The 16,146-nt window shown below is 36.0% G+C and carries 11 protein-coding genes and 4 pseudogenes; 12 read left to right on the top strand and 3 right to left on the bottom strand.

Annotated features, from left to right (window positions below):
• Positions 1–20: 20 nt before the first annotated feature.
• A pseudogene (locus tag UJ203_RS11645) lies at positions 21–585 on the bottom strand (UTP--glucose-1-phosphate uridylyltransferase); the annotation flags it as partial.
• 524 nt (positions 586–1,109) lie between these two features.
• Between UJ203_RS11645 and tagD the strand changes: the two are divergent.
• From tagD to UJ203_RS11615, 7 genes and pseudogenes are all read left to right on the top strand, one after another.
• Positions 1,110–1,497, top strand: a pseudogene (gene tagD / locus UJ203_RS11640) (glycerol-3-phosphate cytidylyltransferase).
• A 406-nt stretch (positions 1,498–1,903) separates the two neighbouring features.
• A complete protein-coding gene (locus UJ203_RS11635; protein ID WP_322011454.1) occupies positions 1,904–2,038 on the top strand; it encodes a CDP-glycerol glycerophosphotransferase family protein in 135 nt (44 codons plus the stop codon).
• Positions 2,039–2,203: 165 nt separating this feature from the next.
• Positions 2,204–2,287, top strand: a pseudogene (locus UJ203_RS20905) (hypothetical protein); the annotation flags it as partial.
• 21 nt (positions 2,288–2,308) lie between these two features.
• Complete coding sequence (locus tag UJ203_RS11630; protein WP_322010936.1) at positions 2,309–2,458, top strand: hypothetical protein; 150 nt, start codon at positions 2,309–2,311, stop codon at positions 2,456–2,458.
• A 23-nt stretch (positions 2,459–2,481) separates the two neighbouring features.
• Positions 2,482–3,819 carry a glycosyltransferase family 2 protein gene (locus tag UJ203_RS11625; protein WP_101861409.1) on the top strand — a complete coding sequence of 446 codons (1,338 nt, stop codon included), beginning with the start codon at positions 2,482–2,484 and terminating at the stop codon, positions 3,817–3,819.
• Positions 3,820–3,954: 135 nt separating this feature from the next.
• A complete protein-coding gene (ggaB, locus tag UJ203_RS11620; protein WP_322010933.1) occupies positions 3,955–6,657 on the top strand; it encodes a poly(glucosyl N-acetylgalactosamine 1-phosphate) glucosyltransferase in 2,703 nt (900 codons plus the stop codon).
• A gap of 142 nt (positions 6,658–6,799) precedes the next feature.
• Positions 6,800–7,743 (top strand): annotated as a pseudogene (locus UJ203_RS11615) (transposase); the annotation flags it as partial.
• A 110-nt stretch (positions 7,744–7,853) separates the two neighbouring features.
• Here the strand turns inward: UJ203_RS11615 and galU are convergent.
• The gene (gene galU, locus UJ203_RS11610; RefSeq protein ID WP_044159515.1) at positions 7,854–8,732 is read right to left on the bottom strand and encodes a UTP--glucose-1-phosphate uridylyltransferase GalU; all 879 of its coding nucleotides are present in this window, start codon (positions 8,730–8,732) and stop codon (positions 7,854–7,856) included.
• A gap of 249 nt (positions 8,733–8,981) precedes the next feature.
• Here galU and wecB point away from each other — a divergent pair, with 249 nt between their 5' ends.
• Positions 8,982–10,124, top strand: coding sequence for a non-hydrolyzing UDP-N-acetylglucosamine 2-epimerase (gene wecB / locus UJ203_RS11605; protein ID WP_322010930.1), 1,143 nt, complete (start codon positions 8,982–8,984; stop codon positions 10,122–10,124).
• 40 nt (positions 10,125–10,164) lie between these two features.
• Here wecB and lytR read toward each other — a convergent pair whose 3' ends face one another.
• Entirely contained in the window at positions 10,165–11,085 is a 921-nt protein-coding gene (lytR, locus tag UJ203_RS11600) for a transcription antiterminator LytR (RefSeq protein ID WP_322010928.1), read from the bottom strand.
• Positions 11,086–11,268: 183 nt separating this feature from the next.
• On the opposite strand from lytR, the gene UJ203_RS11595 reads away from it, so the two are divergent.
• The 4 genes from UJ203_RS11595 (at position 11,269) to UJ203_RS11580 (ending at position 16,136) form a co-directional block, all read left to right on the top strand.
• A complete protein-coding gene (locus tag UJ203_RS11595; protein ID WP_305935026.1) occupies positions 11,269–11,577 on the top strand; it encodes a hypothetical protein in 309 nt (102 codons plus the stop codon).
• Between the two features lie 23 nt (positions 11,578–11,600).
• Positions 11,601–13,718 (top strand): SpoIID/LytB domain-containing protein, encoded by a 2,118-nt coding sequence (locus tag UJ203_RS11590; RefSeq protein ID WP_322010925.1) that lies wholly within the window; start codon positions 11,601–11,603, stop codon positions 13,716–13,718.
• Positions 13,719–13,759: 41 nt separating this feature from the next.
• A complete protein-coding gene (lytC, locus tag UJ203_RS11585) occupies positions 13,760–15,250 on the top strand; it encodes an N-acetylmuramoyl-L-alanine amidase LytC (protein ID WP_322010923.1) in 1,491 nt (496 codons plus the stop codon).
• 229 nt (positions 15,251–15,479) lie between these two features.
• On the top strand, positions 15,480–16,136 hold the full coding sequence (locus tag UJ203_RS11580; RefSeq protein WP_105990881.1) for a sugar transferase: 657 nt from the start codon (positions 15,480–15,482) through the stop codon (positions 16,134–16,136).
• The last annotated feature ends 10 nt before the right edge of the window (positions 16,137–16,146 follow it).

Here is a 16,146-nt window from a genome sequence, read left to right as displayed (position 1 = left end):
TGTCCAATAGCCTTTTATGTTTAGATTTCTTCTTTGTTTAATAAGTTTTCCATGAATGGAACGAGCTGTCCGCGGAGTTCTTTATCTTGCATCGCAAATTCAAGAGTTGTTGTGATAAATCCAAGCTTTTCACCAACATCATAGCGTTTGCCTTCAAAATCGTAAGCAAACACTCTTTGAATTTCATTCAGCTTTTGAATGGCGTCTGTCAGCTGAATTTCTCCGCCTGCGCCAACCTGCTGTTCTTCTAAGCACATGAAAATCTCAGGTATGAATATGTAACGGCCTAAGACGGCAAGATTAGAAGGTGAAGTGCCTTTAGGCGGTTTCTCAACGAAGTTTTTCACCTGATAACGGCGGCCTTCACTCGTTTTCCCCCATTAATTAGCGCAATCCTGGTGTTTCTACCTGAACAATATCGTTTCCAAGCAAGCAAACGGCTCATATCGGATAAAGTTGCGCGAGCACCAGACCGCGAGTCCGAGTCCTTTAGTCTCCTTTTGGCGGATATTAGTGAATGCCAGCCAGATTAGAAGCATTTTTCACTTTTTCAAGAAGTTCGGTTTTTCCTTTATCTAATTGATTAATGGGTTTGCTTTTGTATTGTATAAACCCTCCTTTTCATCTAGATGTCTATAAAAAACACGTCTCATTCGTATAGTTTGATTAAAGTCTCTTTGCCTGAAAACATTTTACTCTATCTTACCACAAAAATTTTTTGGGACTTTTAACATTCACATTACAATTCCTTCACGTTTTGACGATGTATTAATATGAGGAGAGCGTACAAAATAAATGATGCACATAAAGAAAATCGTTTTACTTAAAAATGCGACAAAAGAATCGATTATTCCCAAAAAGAAAACTTGTTATAATGAGTATGGACGAGACATTAGGCCTGCAAAATTTATACATCAATACAACGTAGATACCAAAAAATGCTGTTGATTGACATTTTTAAAGAGCCTTAACTTTTATAGGAACTTATGCTATTATTGTTCATTATTAATGGTTCGTAAAAAATATGTCGAAATGATTAAAAATCTGTTAGTTTTTTGATTTTTTTCTGGTACTCTCAGTTGAAAACGGTTGGAAGGTGATGTTATCTAATGAAGGAAGTGATAACGTACGAATATTTGATTTATTTCACTACGGACATATGAAGTTGCTGGAAAGAGTGAAAAATCAGGGTGATTTCTTAATCGTAGGATTATCTACAGATTGAATTGAATCTGCAAAAACAAAAAAAATTGCATTATTCTTATGAACATCGGAAATTTATTTTGGAAACAATCGATTTTGTTAATGAAGTCATTCCCGAAAAAAACTGGGAACAAAAAATCTCAGATATTAAAAAGTACAATATAGATACATTCGTCATCGGTGATGACTGGAAAGGGAAATTTGTTCTTAAAGGAATATTGTGAGGTCATTTACCTTCCGAGAACAGAAGGCATCTCAACTATCCAAAGCAAAAAAGACATGGCTAGTTTATAGACGCACTAACTAAAAGAGGCTTGAAAAATAAATTCAGTTGCTTCTTTTTTTCTTGTTTGCACAAATATAAATCTTCAGTCTTTAAGGAGTTAATGATGAAATCTTTTATTATAACCAAATGCAGAAGTTTAATAGTTAGGACTTATTCAGTTCTGTTTAAGATATTTGCTCTTCTGCCGATAAACAATAAATTAATTTTATTTGAAAGCTATTCTTGGAAAACAGTTTAGCTACAATCCCCGAGCAATTTACGACGGTACCACAACTGAAAAGTATAAACAGAATTTTGTGCAGGAAGCCAGCAAATGGGATTATTTAATTTCCCCAAATCATACTCCACTGAGATTTTTAAAAGGGCATTTTAATCCAAAAACAAATTTTGGAAACTGGTTAACCGCGAAATGACATTCTTTATTCTGCAAATAAAGAATCATTAATCAAAAAGATAAAACAAGAGTTAGGAATTGGGGAAGATAAAAAAATTATTTTATATGCACCAACTTGGAGGGACAATGAATTTTATGAAAGTTGGCCAGTATAAATTTAAACTCCAATTTGATTTAGAGGAAATGAAGAGGGAACTTGGGACTCTGTGATTATTCTTTTAAGAATGCATTATCTAGTTTCAAAACAATTTAATTTAGGAAAATATAAAGATTTTGTTAAAGGTCTCTCTTGATTTACGGATTATTCTTCTGTCTTTTTTGATTATATGAATCTAAAAAAACCATTGTATTTTTTGTATATGATCTTCCGGCTATTGAGACTCCATCAGAGGTTGTTACTTTAATTTTCAACAGCGCCAGGAAACTTGGTTCAAACAAGTGAAGAACTTATAAAAACAGTAAAAGAGTTGTTACTTAATCCTTATATAGATCATAACAATGAGGATTTTTATAATGAATTTTGTAATTTAGAAGGTGGCAAGGCTTCTAAAAGAGTAATTGAAACGATCCTTTAACTTCTAAATAAAGAGGTACTAACATGTTTTCTATCATAATACCAATATATAATTCTGAGTATTATTTAAGGGACTCAATAGAGAGTGTCATTAACCAGTCAATTGGATTTAAGGAAAATATAGAACTGATATTAATAGATGATGGCAGCGTTGACAGCAGTCCTCAAATTTGTGAATTCTTTAAAAATCTATACCCTAATAATATTAAAATCTTGAGAATTGAAAATTCCGGACCTTCTACTGCAAGAAATTGTGGGTTATCAAATGTGAGTGAAAAATCTAAGATCATTGGTTTTCTTGATTCAGACGATGCATTCTCTCAAAATGCGCTGCAAAGTGTTTATAATTTTTTTTGCGATTCCGAAGATGTAAATGTTGCGGTATTACCTGTTTATTACACAGGTGAAAAAGAAGGCGAACATAAATTAAATAATAGATTTGAAAAAGGAACAAGGGTTATAAATATTCTCAACGATTATAAGGCTATTCATTTTTATATTGGCGGCACTTTTTACAGAAGACGTATACTAAATAGTATCGCCCTGTTTGATGAATCTATAAAGTTTTGGGAAGACGCTATCTTTTTTAACAAGTTATTGCTGAAAGAAAAAAGATACGGAGCAGTCGCAGAAGGAAAGTATTTTTATAGAAAACGAAAAGAACAGAACTCATTAGTTGATCGTTCATGGTTTAACAAAAAAAGGTACACATATTTGTTGAATGAATGTTACATGACTTTGTTGATGGATTCAATAAAAAAATATGATATAGTTCTGCCTTATTTGCAATTTTTAATTGTATATCATATGAAACTGTTTTTATATCCGAACTATAGAGATATTTATAAGTCTGTTTTAGATCAACAAGAACAAAAAGTTTTTGTTGATGACTTTATTAAAATTTTAAAATTTATTGATCCGCAATTTATAAAAGAACAAGATATGCCAATGTACTATAAAGAATTTATGTTTCACTTATTAGAAGCGAATATAGAACCTCTTGAAAATATAAAAAAAGAAAGAGTATTACAAAGTTCATGTACTGTTACTTCGACAAAAATAAAAGGGCTTAGGCTTGAATTAACAGGGCACTTTATTAACCAGTATTATGAGATGAAAGAAAATGACAGAGTATATATAAAATATTTTAATAGATTAAAAAAATGCAAACGAGAAGAACTTAAAAAAACAATTGAAGTATGGGGATATAAATTAAGAGATTTTAGACATGCTGGTTTTGTTGTTGAAATACCAATTTGGGCCTTTGCATTTGACTTTGTCCTAAAAACACCAAATGATGCTTTAGAACTTAACCATGTAAACATTTTTAAAAGTTTGTTTACAAGGATTTTTAAAAAATAGGTAAGGAATGCTTTTTATAAATTTTACTAAATTAATCAAGTTTTTTCGAAAATTTAGCACTGCACTATCTTTGTTTTTTACATTTATTTACCCGGATTCTTATTCATATAAACATTTTGTTAGGAGCAATCTTTTATGAACGAAAAGAGTTTTAACTATGATTTCAGTGTTATAATGCCGATTTATAATGTTGAGTTATATCTAACTGATGCTATAGAAAGCGTCATTAACCAGACTATAGGTTTCGAGAATATTCAGTTAATACTTGTGAATGATGATAGCCCAGATAAAAGTGAAGTCATTTGTAAAGAATATGCTCAAAAATACCCGAAAAACATTGTATATGTAAAGAAACAGAATGGTGGAGTGAGCAGTGCCCGAAATTATGGTTTAAAGTATGCTGAAGGAAGATATATTCAATTTTTGGATCCGGATGATTTAGTTTCAGAAGAAACATTCGAAAATGTTTTAACCTTCTTTAACCAACATAAGAATCAAATTGATATTGTAGCAATCCCTATTTTTTTTGAAGAAGGAAGAACTGGAGAACATAATCTAAATAATAAGTTCTCTTCTACGAGAATATTGGATGTAGAAAAAGAACCACATCATATAATAACTCATTGCTGTTCTACATTTATACAAAAAGATGCCTTGAAAAATATCAGGTTTGATGAAAATTGTAAAATAGGTGAAGATGCCAAACTAGTTAATTTAATTATATCGCACAAGAAAAAGTATGGTCTGGTTAAGGAGGCAAAATACCATTATAGAGTTAGAGAAGATGGATCGTCTGCCATGCAGACTGCTAAAGCAAATAAGAATTGGTTTAACCATTCACTTATCACTTTCTCCAAGAATTTAATCGATATCACCCAAAATAATGAACAGAAAATACCTTTGTTTCTTCAATACATGGTTATGCATGATTTGAAGTGGAAATTATTGATTAAGGATATTAGTGAAACACCTTTAGATGAAAATGAATACTGCGAATTTTTAACATTGATTCGAGAGGTATTGTCGTATATTGACGACGATGTCATCATTGATACAAAAAGCGTCAGCCATTTCTATCTATATCATGCTTTAAAAATAAAACACGGTGAAAATTATAGTAGGTATGTATATGAAAGAGAAACTGAACAGGATTATTATTTATACAGAGAAGGAAAAATTGTTTCGAAATTATCGGATCAAACACTAACTATTGAGATTTTAGAAGAAAATGAGGATTCTGTTCACATAGAAGGTTTTTGGAGCTCTCTGTTTAATTCTAAAGGTTTTAATTTTTATGCTAAAATTGGAGAAACAAAAATAAAAGCAAAGAATATAAAAAGACAGCATAATGATTATATAAGTTTAGGAGAAGTAATAAAAAAATATCCTGGTTTCTCTATAGATATTCCCAAAAGCTATCTAGCAGACAATCAGCATATCGAATTTTTTCTAACAAAGGGTAAAAAAAGAAAGATGACAAAACTTCGCTTTTTCAAGTATTCAGGTTTGTCAAATGTTCTATATAATTCTTATGCAGCTAAAAAAGATTATATCTTTTATTATAATTATAAAAAATTAATGTTCGAAAAAAACAATGTTAAAAATAGATTTATAAAAGAGTTTCGTTTCTTAAAATCCCTTCATAAATCAGGTGGGAAATCAAAGAAACGAAAATCAGCTATTAAGAAGGCAATGGTGGCAAGGATGGCACACCATGTTTTCACTATATTTAACAGAAAACCAGTATGGTTATTCATAGACAGACAAGATAAAGCTGATGATAATGCCGAGCACCTCTTTAAATATGCAATCAACAAGAATGATGGGGTAAAAAAATACTTTGTAATAAAAAAAGATAGCAAGGATTATGGCAGAATTAAAAAATACGGAAAGGTTATACCATACAGATCTTTTAGACATAAAATTTTAACCTTATCCTCTTCCAAGGTAATATCGACACATGCAGATATATGGGTTGTAAATCCATTTTTTAATATGGAAATTTATTTTAGAGATTTATTTAATTTTGAGTTTGTCTTTTTACAGCATGGAATAACAATGGCAGATCATTCTGAATGGTTAAACAAATACAGTAAGAATATCAAATTATTAGTCACTTCAGCGAAACCTGAATATCGGTCTATTGTGAAAGGAAATTACAATTATAAAAAAGAAAATATCTTTTTGGGTGGATTTCCGAGATACGATAATCTTAAGAAGAGTGAAGGGGAAAAGCAGCTTCTAATAATGCCTACATGGAGAAAAGATATTGTATTACCTAAAGATCAGGCAAAAGGAGTAAGACCGTACAATCCGAAATTTAAAGAAAGTGAATACTTTGCTAGGTATAATGCTTTGATTAATGATGAACGGCTAATCGAATTTGCTAAGAATAATAATTATAAGATAACCTTTTTCCCGCACCCGGACATTCAACAACAGATTGTAGATTTTGAAAAGCACGATTATGTAGAGTTTGCAGATTATAATAGCAGCTATCAAATGTTATTTAATTCTTCTAATATAATGATTACTGATTTTTCATCCGTTGCATTTGATTTTGCATACGAGAAAAAGCCTGTGATCTATTATCAATACGAAAAGTCATACCATTTTAAACTTGATTACTATGATTATAAGAAAATGGGCTTTGGTGATGTAATAGAAGATCATAATAGTTTAGTTGATAAAGTTATCTATTATATGAAAAATGATAGTCGTATGGAAGATAAGTATAGAAAAAGAGTAGATAACTTTTTTGCATATACTGATAAAAATAATCGGAATCGTATTTATAATGCTATTTTGCAATTAGACAAAAGTAAAGTTGCTAAATAAGCTTGGTTTTGCTCTATATTGACACTTCAAAATGTTGGGAGAAGTTCTGCGGAACTTCTCTTTACTTTTTAAAAGTGAAAAAACTTAACATCTGTTACAATATTCACCAGTTCTTTCAATTTCTTTAACCGAGAAAGGTTCCATCTTTCAAGACATTTTTGATGAGATCGTTCTTTAGGCCATCAATCATGACATGGTGGGCGGACGTTGTCCTATGCCGATTCCACTCAGCTTAAAGCAAATGCCAATAAGCATAAATACACTAGAAAAACGATTGAACAGGATATACAAAACTATATCAAAGATTTAAATAAAGCCATCCAAGAAGGTCGGGAGGAACACGTAAAAAAGCCACTGATGGCCAAAGAGGAGGTTAGAGCTGAAAAAGAGATCCTCCACAGTACAACTGATCCGGATAGTGGATATCTGTATCGGGAAAACAAACGCACAACGGATATGAAATACAACATGATCACCGATGCCTATGTCACACCTGGAAATGTCCATGATTCTGTGCCTTAGTCTTGACCGGTTAGATCACCAAATCGCACGATTTGGTTTTCAAGTAGAAGCCGTCGCCCTTGATTCCGGATATTTAACGATTCCGATCTGTAAAGGATTATCTGAACGGCAGAATCTTTGGTGTGATTGCACATAGACGTTATCACCCTGCCATCGGCTTGTTTCCAAAATTGAAATTTCATTATGACAGTGAACAAGACAGATACATTTGTCCAAATCAAAAAACACTTACATACTCAATAACTGACCGAAAAGGCTACCGGTCACATAAATCAAATCCTGAAACCTGTTCCGGATGCCCATTGCTTGAACAATGCACAAGGTCAAAGAATAGCCAGAAGGTCATCACCCGACATGTATGGGAGGGCCACAAATAAAAGGTCAGACAAAATCGTGTGTCTGTTTCAGGAAAAAATAGAGCTCAGCTTTGCAAATTCAAAACAGCTGCACGGGCTTCGCTATTGTGGTTGAGGGGAAAACGGAATGTGAGGCGAACAATTTCTCCTCACAGCCACATGCCAGAACATGAAGAAGATTGCCACCTACCTAGCCAAGCAGGGCTAGGTAGATGGGGGCTCTTTTTCTGTTTTTGAAATCAGCTAAAAATCTAAAGAAACATTACAAAACAAAAAAGCTTGTAGAAAAAACATCGTTTTCTCTACAAGCTTTTTTGTTTAGATTTCTTCTTTGTTTAATAAGTTTTCCATGAACGGAACGAGCTGTCCGCGGAGTTCTTTATCCTGCATCGCAAATTCAAGAGTTGTTGTGATAAAGCCAAGCTTTTCACCAACATCATAGCGTTTGCCTTCAAAATCGTAAGCAAACACTCTTTGAATTTCATTCAGCTTTTGAATGGCGTCTGTCAGCTGAATTTCTCCGCCTGCGCCAACCTGCTGCTCCTCTAAGTACATAAAGATCTCAGGCGTAAATACGTAACGGCCTAAGATGGCAAGGTTAGAAGGTGCTGTACCTTTAGACGGCTTCTCAACAAAGTTTTTCACCTGGTAACGGCGGCCTTCACTTGTCAGCGGGTCGATAATACCGTAGCGGTGAGTTTCTTCTTCAGGCACTTGCTGAACACCTATAATAGAAGAAAGTGTTCTTTCATACTCATCCATTAACTGGCGCAATCCTGGTTTTTCCGCCTGAACAATATCGTCTCCAAGCAGAACAGCAAAAGGTTCATCGCCGATAAAGTTACGCGCGCACCACACAGCATGTCCAAGTCCTTTAGGCTCTTTTTGGCGGATGTAGTGGATGTCAGCCAGATTAGAAGATTTTTTCACTTTTTCAAGGAGTTCAATCTTTCCTTTTTCTTCAAGGTTTCTTTCAAGCTCAGGAGAGTAATCAAAATGATCCTCAATCGCACGCTTGCTTTTACCTGTTACAATAATAATGTCCTCAATACCGGACTCAACAGCTTCTTCAATTATGTATTGAATGGTTGGCTTATCTACGATAGGAAGCATTTCTTTCGGCATTGCTTTCGTAGCCGGGAGAAAACGCGTTCCTAGTCCTGCTGCTGGAATTATCGCTTTACGTACTTTTTTCATTTAAAGGCACCTTCCTTATTAACGAAAATATTTATGACTAAAACTATTTTCTATTTACCCTGTTCATTGTGTTTTCACACATTTTTTATGATATAGGATAAACCAATTTTAAACAAGTTTTATCCTTAAGTTCCCTAGCAATAAAGTTCACTTGACCATGAATAAGTGAATAGGAAATGATTTAAAATGAAACAAATTCATGTAGAATAAGGGGTATGATTTTATTTTTGCAGAAACCAGGTGACAATTATGAAAAAATTAAAAGTCATGACCGTCTTCGGAACCAGGCCGGAAGCGATAAAGATGGCGCCGCTCGTGCTTGAATTAAAAAAATATCCTGAAATAGAGTCCTATGTAACGGTGACTGCCCAGCACAGACAAATGCTGGATCAGGTGCTTGAAGCGTTTTGGATAAAACCTGATTTCGATTTGAACATTATGAAGGAGCGGCAGACGCTGGCAGAAATTACGTCAAATGCGCTTGTGAAATTGGACGAGCTGTTTAAAGACATCAAGCCTGATATAGTGCTTGTCCACGGTGATACGACGACGACATTTGCCGGAAGCCTTGCCGCGTTTTATCATCAAATTGCTGTCGGGCATGTAGAGGCCGGTCTTCGCACAGGCAATAAATATTCTCCGTTTCCTGAAGAGCTTAACCGCCAAATGACCGGTGCTATTGCTGATTTGCATTTTGCACCGACAGGACAGGCAAGAGACAACTTGTTAAAAGAAAACAAAAAAGCCGATTCTATTTTTGTAACGGGCAATACAGCGATTGACGCGCTTCGCACAACAGTTAGGGAAGGTTATTCACACCCTGTCCTTGACCAGGTTGGTGAGGATAAGATGATTTTGCTGACGGCTCATCGCCGTGAAAACTTAGGCGAGCCGATGGAAAACATGTTTAAGGCCATCCGCAGAATTGTAGAGGAATATAATGATGTACAGGTCGTTTACCCTGTGCACCTTAACCCTGTTGTCCGGGAAGCGGCTCAAAAGCATTTTGGCGACTCTGACAGAGTGCATCTGATTGAGCCTTTAGAAGTGATTGACTTCCATAACTTTGCGGCAAAATCCCATTTCATTTTGACTGATTCCGGCGGAGTGCAGGAAGAAGCGCCATCGCTCGGGAAACCGGTTCTTGTGCTTCGAGATACGACTGAGCGCCCTGAAGGAGTGGAAGCAGGAACGCTTAAACTTGCGGGGACAAATGAGGAGAACATTTATCAGCTTGCAAAAGAGCTCTTAACTGACGCGGATGAGTATCAGAAAATGTCCTATGCTTCAAATCCGTATGGTGATGGACAGGCCTCCCGCCGGATTGTAGAGGAATTGCTGTTTCACTACGGATATCGGAATGAACATCCGGACTCTTTTACGGGTAAATAAAAAAGAAGCTTTGCACATAGGTGCGAAGCTTCTTTTTGTTTTAGCTTTCTAAGCTTTCTTTCAGTTCATTTGTGATGTCTGCTAGCTCGCTCTCATCTGCTTTATAGTAATAGACGTCTTTGATTCTTGTGCCTTCGCCTTTCAGTTCGTGCTGCTTGATATGTTTTCGGGCGCCTTTGTAATCGGACTGGATATCCCACATATTATCAAACGTCAAATTGGTTTTCACATTATTTTCAACGACCTTAAACATATCTCCAAACTTTGTAACGGAAGAAATATTTGCCCCTTTGTTAATGATTCCTTCGATCACTTGGCGCTGACGGTCCTGACGTCCGAAATCTCCTCTTGGATCTTCTTTTCTCATTCGTGTATACGCTAATGCTTCTTTTCCGTTCAGTGTGATTTCTCCTTTGCCGAATGAATAACCGTCATAGCTGAACGCAAATGTGCTGTTAACTGTGATGCCGCCGAGTGTATCAACCACGTCTCTAAAGCTTTCCATGTTGACTTTTACAAAATAATCGACCGGAACATCGAGGAAGTTCTCAACCGTGTCAACTGTCATTTGTGTACCGCCATATGCGTACGAATGGTTGATTTTATCCATCGTGCCTTTTCCGATAATTTTTGTATATGTATCACGGGGAATACTGACCATATCTGTGGTGTTCGTTTTTGGGTTAACGGTCATATAAATGAGCGTGTCGGCGCGTCCTTTATCGCCTGAACGTTCATCCACCCCCATAATTAAAACAGAAAACGGGTCTTTTTTATTAATATTAACCTCTGTATCCCTCTTTTTGGATTTATCAATACTTTCATGAATACTTGCCACGGTTGAAGCGGCTTTATGCCATAAGTAGTATGCATAACCGCCTGTCCCTAACACAAGGATTCCAATAATGGTTAATATCGTCAGTAATAAAGTTTTTTTCTTTTTTCTGCGTTTACTTCTCATTCTTTGCACCCCATCTGTTCAGTTAATTTGATTATGATTGAAATTTCCAGTAAATACAACTCTTTTTAATAGAAGAAACAAAATCCTATAATAGTCGATTTTTATAAAAAAAAGTTTCACTGTTTCTTAATTTTTCTTTAAAATATTAAATGACTGACGATAAAACATAATGAGGTGAGAAAAATGAAAAAATTGATTGGTTTAATGTTCTTTATACTGCTCCTTGCAGGTTGCGGGGCTGATAATCAAAAGAGCCAAGGTGAAGATGTGTCAACAGACAGTAACATCGAAACAGCAGAGGGTGTTTATGTAGGTTTAGCAGATACCCACACAATTGAAGTAACTGTAGATAACGAGCCAGTTGTTCTTGATATTACTGAAGAATCAACAAGTGAGCTTGAAAAATTCAATAATGGCGATAAAGTTACGGTGAAATATGAAGAAAATGGCGAGGGTCAACTTCTGTTAAAAGATATTGAACGTACCAACTAAGATATGAGGAGGAACCTGAAATCTTGAATTCTTGCAAACGCTTGATCGTATGTTCACTTGCTGCAATCTTACTATTTATTCCAACAGTAACTTTTGCAGCAGACTCAAACATTTCAGTCAAATTGTCAAACTATATCGGTAATAAATCAAGTATCAGTCTATCCCCAACAGGATTTTATAAAGTAACTGGAGATAATGTTGCTGTAACAGATCGTTTTGCAGGTGCTTCACGATATGAAACCGCGACTCTTGCATCCGGCAGTCAGTGGAAAAATCCTAATACAGTTATTTTGGTAAATCGGGATATATTTATTGATGCATTGCCTGTTATCCCATTAGCAAAAAAACTAGATGCACCAATCTTATTTACTCAGCCTGATACGTTAACGAAAACTACTGAAAAACAAATCGCTAAATTTAACCCGGACAATATTTTAGTCATTGGGGGAGCACGCAGCATTTCAAAAGATGTAGAAAACAAGCTGAAAACATATGGCTCAGTTAAAAGGATAAGCGGAAAAAATAGATATGTATTATCTGAGAATATCGCTAAACAGATGGGCAGCTATGATAAAGCTATCGTTGTAACCGGAAAGGTATTTCAAGATGCGTTAGCCATAGCTCCTTATGCTGCAGCACAGGGATATCCTATTTTGCTTACTGACAAGGATAAACTTCCGGATTATGATTTGCCAAAACAAGTAATTATAATCGGCAGTTCATTTAGTGTCAGTGACAGTGTAGAAAATGAAATAAAAAAAACTTCAACTGTACAGAGGATACCTGGATCAACCAGATATGAACTCACAGCAAATATTATTAAACAATTAAAGTTGAAGGCTGATAAAGTCGTAATGACGAACGGAACAAAGTACGCAGACGTATTAGTAGGTGCTTCGCTTGCTGCGAAGAAAAACAGCCAAATTTTATTTATTAAACAAGATAGTGTTCCTGCGGCAGCTAAAAGCATAACAAAAGAAAAAGCCACATATGCATACGACTTTATTGGAAGCACCAGTTCAATTTCTGCAGAAGTCGAAAATTCACTTGCCGATGAATTTTATTTAGCCGGCGGAAGCAACTATACTCTGAAAATCAACAATGGGAAATTAAATCTCGAAAATATAAAAACATATAGTAACTCTCTGAGGATTAAACCTGAAAAGTACTCGACTTCTAACAGAATAAGTCTTAACGGGAATCAGTATCTTGGAACGGTTAATTTCTCTATTGAATCTACTAAATATATCAGACCGGTTAACGAAAATATTCCATTTGAGGATTATTTAAAAGGGGTTATTCCAAATGAAATGCCTGCAAGCTGGTCACTTGAAGCCCTAAAAGCACAGACTGTGGCTGCGAGAACCTACTCCATAACAAAAACGGGAACTACTGTACCTGATACAACAGCTTTTCAAGTTTATGGAGGATATAGTTGGAATTCAAACACCAATAAAGCGGTTGAGCAGACAAAAGGAAAAGTTCTGAAATATAACGGATCTCTTATAACAGCAACTTATTCTTCAAGCAATGGGGGTTATACAGAAGCGAGCAACGAAGTCTGGTCATCAAGTGTACCTTACTTAATTGCGAAGAAAGATTCTAAGGATCCTCAAATAGGCTGGACGCTTGCACTCTCAAAACAACAGCTTGACACGAATTCGCTTGACTTAAATAAGCCATCTTCTTGGTGGTCTTCAGCAACTGAAACTGATGCTGCGAGGTTATCCGGAGTTAAAAATTGGATCTTGAAAAATAAAGAAACAGGAGCAGCTTCTGTAAAAATTGCGAGTATAGAAGATTTGAGCTTTAGCGGTACAACACAGGGGCAACGTGCAAAAACAGCATCTATGAAAGTTAAGTATTTTGTTAAAAGCAGTACTGGCTCCTACAACTTAAGTAAAATTACAACCATCACTGTTCCGACAACTCAGCTAAGAACAATGATTGGTGCAACTGTTTTTAAAAGTACTTATGTGACTGTAAAAAAAGATAATTCAAAGTACACAATCAGCGGCAAAGGTTACGGTCACGGCATCGGAATGAGTCAATATGGAGCTAAGGCAAGAGCAGAAGCAGGAGATTCATATAGTTCAATTTTGAAATTTTACTATCCTGGGACAACTCTGACAAGTTATTAATTATTTTAAGGTGCTAAAGGCCATTTAAGGAGGAAAAGTAATTGCGCTCTTATATAAAAGTCCTAACAATGTGTTTTCTGGGACTCATTCTTTTTGTACCAACAGCATTGGCCGATAATTCGGTTAAAAGAGTCGGAGGAAGTAATAGGTACGGTACTGCAGTTCAAATATCAAAGCAGATGTACTCAACAGCGAGTACAGCGGTTATTGTTGGCGGAAGTTCATACGCAGATGCCATTTCAGCGGCACCTCTTGCTTATCAGAAGAATGCACCGCTGCTTTACACAAATGCTGATAAGCTCTCTTCTGAGACGAAAACAAGGCTAAAAGAAATGCGAACAAAAAATGTGATTATTGTAGGTGGTACGCCAGCTGTTTCCTCTAATACTGCCAATCAGATCAAAAGCTTAGGCATCAGTATTAAACGAATTGCTGGAAGTAATCGCTATGATACAGCTGCACGGGTCGCAAGAGCAATGAACGCAACCTCAAAAGCTGTCATTTTAAATGGGTTTTTATATGCTGATGCTCCAGGGATCATCCCTTATGCAGCTAAAAATGGCTATCCTATTCTGTTTACAAACAAAACCTCTATAAATAGTGCGACAACAGCAGTGATGAAAGATAAGAGAATTACAAGTACTGTGGTTGCAGGAGGTACCGGAAGTATTAATAATACGGTGTATAACAAGTTGCCTTCTCCTACAAGAATTAGCGGTTCAAACAGGTACGAGCTTGCTGCTAATATTGTACAAAAACTAAACCTGTCAACGAGCACAGTATATGTAAGTAATGGTTTTAGTTATCCAGATTCAATTGCAGGAGCCACTCTGGCAGCAAAGAACAAGCAATCTCTTATTTTGACTAATGGTGAAAATTTATCTGGCGGCGCACGAAAAATTATCGGCAGCAAAAACATGTCAAACTTTACGATTATCGGAAACACTCCAGCTATAAGCACTAAAGTAGCTAATCAGCTAAAGAATCCTGTTGTAGGTGAAACAATTTTTATTGATCCAGGCCATGGAGATCAAGACTCGGGAGCAGTAGGAAATGGACTGCTTGAGAAAGAGGTAAACCTTGATATAGCGAAAAGAGTCAATACGAAGCTAAATGCTTCTGGTGCTCTTCCGGTAATGTCGAGATCTAATGATACGTTTTATTCTTTACAGGAAAGAGTAAGTAAGGCAGCCTCTGCCCAAGCTGATTTGTTCATCAGTATTCATGCGAATGCCAACGATAGCTCATCTCCAAATGGCAGTGAGACCTATTATGACACAACATATCAGGCAACAAAGAGCAAACGATTAGCAGATCAAATTCAGCCGAAACTTGCAGCTAATCTCGGGACAAGAGACCGTGGAGTCAAGCAAGCCGGATTCTATGTTATCAAATATTCTAAAATGCCAAGCGTTTTAGTTGAGACTGCTTTCATCACAAATGCAGCCGACGCAAGTAAACTGAAACAAGCAGTTTATAAAGATAAAGCCGCCCAAGCTATTCATGATGGTACAGTTTCATATTATAGATAAAAAAAAAGAGACAAATCTAAATAACAGATTTGTCTCTTTTTTTTTATCGTTTAAATGATTAAAACAAGGGCTTGTACATAAAATGATAAAGAACATTAATATAATTTATCAGAAAAAACACGTAATTCACACTTCTTAACAATCCATTTACAACCAATTAACATCCGTCTGCTAAACTGACTGGCATAGGTCATCATAACATCCCAAACAAATCGTGAGGTGTGTGTCAGTGGGTGCAGAAAAAAGCATGAATGTGAGTCGCAAATTCTCAGTGCAGCAAGCATCATTTGCATTATCTGAAAAAACGGCTCGTTATTTGGCAGTAAAGCGCGTGATGGATATTTGGTTTGCGCTGATTGGATTGGTGGTTGCGCTGCCAATGATTGCGGTATTTTCAATATTGATTTGTTTGGAGACGCCGGGGCCTGCCATCTATACGCAGGAGCGTGTAGGAAAAGGCGGGAAACCTTTTAAGCTTTATAAGCTTCGTTCCATGAAAATAGATGCCGAGAAGTCTGGTGCGGTTTGGGCGCAGAAGCAGGATCCGCGGGTGACACGAATTGGAGCATTTATCAGAAGAACGCGAATTGACGAGCTTCCTCAGCTGTTTAATGTGCTGAAAGGCGATATGAGCATGATTGGACCTCGCCCGGAACGTCCAGTGTTTACGGAAAAGTTCCAGAATGAGATTCCGGGGTTTACACAGCGTCTGGCTGTCAAACCGGGATTGAGCGGCTGGGCGCAGGTGAACGGCGGTTACGACATGACGCCGAAGGAAAAGCTTATATTTGATTTATATTACATTCGCAATCTGACTTTCATGTTGGAATTAAAAATTATGTTAAAAACTTGTAAAGTAGTCTTGACAGGTGATGGTGCAAGATAAACATCTGCAT

It is taken from the genome of Bacillus sp. V26 (assembly GCF_034296245.1).
GTDB classification, from domain to species: Bacteria; Bacillota; Bacilli; order Bacillales; family Bacillaceae; genus Bacillus; species Bacillus halotolerans.
The sequence above is the reverse complement of the archived record's forward strand: the minus strand, read 5'-3'. Positions and strand labels throughout refer to the sequence as shown.

Excerpts from the sequence above, each read along its gene's own strand:
- UJ203_RS11625 (WP_101861409.1), top strand. The coding sequence starts at position 2,482 with ATGTTTTCTATCATAATACCAATATATAATTCTGAGTATTATTTAAGG.
- ggaB (WP_322010933.1), top strand. The coding sequence starts at position 3,955 with ATGAACGAAAAGAGTTTTAACTATGATTTCAGTGTTATAATGCCGATT.
- galU (WP_044159515.1), bottom strand. The coding sequence starts at position 8,732 with ATGAAAAAAGTACGTAAAGCGATAATTCCAGCAGCAGGACTAGGAACG.
- wecB (WP_322010930.1), top strand. The coding sequence starts at position 8,982 with ATGAAAAAATTAAAAGTCATGACCGTCTTCGGAACCAGGCCGGAAGCG.
- lytR (WP_322010928.1), bottom strand. The coding sequence starts at position 11,085 with ATGAGAAGTAAACGCAGAAAAAAGAAAAAAACTTTATTACTGACGATA.
- UJ203_RS11595 (WP_305935026.1), top strand. The coding sequence starts at position 11,269 with ATGAAAAAATTGATTGGTTTAATGTTCTTTATACTGCTCCTTGCAGGT.